The sequence below is a fragment of the Acidithiobacillus sp. TH-A36 genome (assembly GCF_057473445.1).
The window spans coordinates 1-1,398 of the sequence record NZ_JBYCKP010000604.1 but is presented as its reverse complement, the minus strand read 5'-3'; the positions used below and the strand labels follow the sequence as shown (position 1 = coordinate 1,398).

The window sequence follows — 1,398 nt, the reverse complement described above, 5'->3', positions numbered from 1 at the left end:
TTCATGACCCGCAGGAGGAAATTGTCGAGACGCTGGCCCGCATCCGCATCGGTCACCAGCCACTGTCGCACTCCGTTTTCCGCCATATTTTCACCGCCCCTGCATTTTTTCGTTTGCGATTCTATTCTTTTATGGCATATATTGCGACTGAGGACGCTGCGCTAACAAGGTGCGGCCCCCATTTTAGCATCGAAGGGCAAGCCTTTCGGTCCCAATTACAAACGCTGCGCTCCCTGGCCTGCTTGATTGAGCATGCGGGTTGAGCGCCGGAGAAAGAAGAACTTATGAAAAGGATGTTGATTAACGCCACCCATGCGGAGGAGTTGCGGGTGGCTTTGGTAGATGGTCAAAAACTCCTCGACCTGGATATTGAACGCGCCTACAAGGAACAAAAAAAGAGCAACATCTACAAGGGCAGAATCACCCGTGTAGAGCCCAGCCTGGAGGCGGCTTTTGTTGATTATGGGGCGGAACGTCACGGCTTTCTGCCACTCAAGGAAATTGCCCGGGAATACTTCCAGCAACAGGAACCCGGCCAGGGCCGCAAGCGCATTCAAGAACTGATTCGCGAAGGTCAGGAAGTCATTGTTCAGGTGGACAAGGAAGAGCGCTCCAGCAAGGGTGCTGCCCTCACCACCTTTGTCAGTCTGGCCGGTCGCTATCTGGTCCTGATGCCCAATAATCCCAGGGCGGGCGGCGTTTCCCGCCGCATTGAAGGTGATGATCGCACCCAGATTCGTCAGCACCTTCAACTTCTCGACATTCCCGAAAATATGGGCGTTATTGCCCGTACTGCTGGTATTGGTCAAGAACTTGAGGCGCTGCATCGTGATCTCGAATACCTGAAACAAATCTGGCAGGCCATTGTCGATACAGCCGCACCCCGTGCCGCCCCTTTTCTGATTTACCAGGAAGGAAATGTGGTCGTCCGGGCCCTGCGCGATCACTTTTCGGAAGATTTTGGTGAAGTCCTCATTGATGAGGAAGGCGCCTATAACGCTGCCGTGCAGTTTATGGGCGCCATGATGCCGAAAATGGTGCACCGCCTGAAACATTACGATAATGACGTGCCCCTCTTCAGCCGCTATCAAATTGAACAGCAGATTGAATCGGCATTCAGTCGGGAAGTGCGGCTGGAGTCGGGCGGGGCCATTGTCATTGATCATACCGAGGCGCTGGTTGCCGTGGACGTCAATTCCGGCCGTTCCACCAAGGGTCAGGATATTGCCGAAACCGCTTTCCGCACCAATCTGGAAGCGGCGGAAGAAATCGCCCGGCAAATCCGTCTGCGGGATCTGGGTGGCCTGATTGTGGTGGACTTCATTGATATGGAGTCTCCCAAACATCAACGTGAAGTGGAAGGCAAGCTCAAGGAAGCCCTCAAGCTGGATCGGGCGC

General features: G+C 54.4%; 2 protein-coding genes. Both read left to right on the top strand.

What is annotated here, in order from left to right:
• The coding region (locus tag AC2VLY_RS15210; RefSeq protein ID WP_486892486.1) for a hypothetical protein at positions 1 to 263 on the top strand (263 nt) is incomplete at its 5' end.
• Between the two features lie 21 nt (positions 264 to 284).
• The coding region (locus tag AC2VLY_RS15205) for an Rne/Rng family ribonuclease (protein WP_486892485.1) at positions 285 to 1,398 on the top strand (1,114 nt) is incomplete at its 3' end.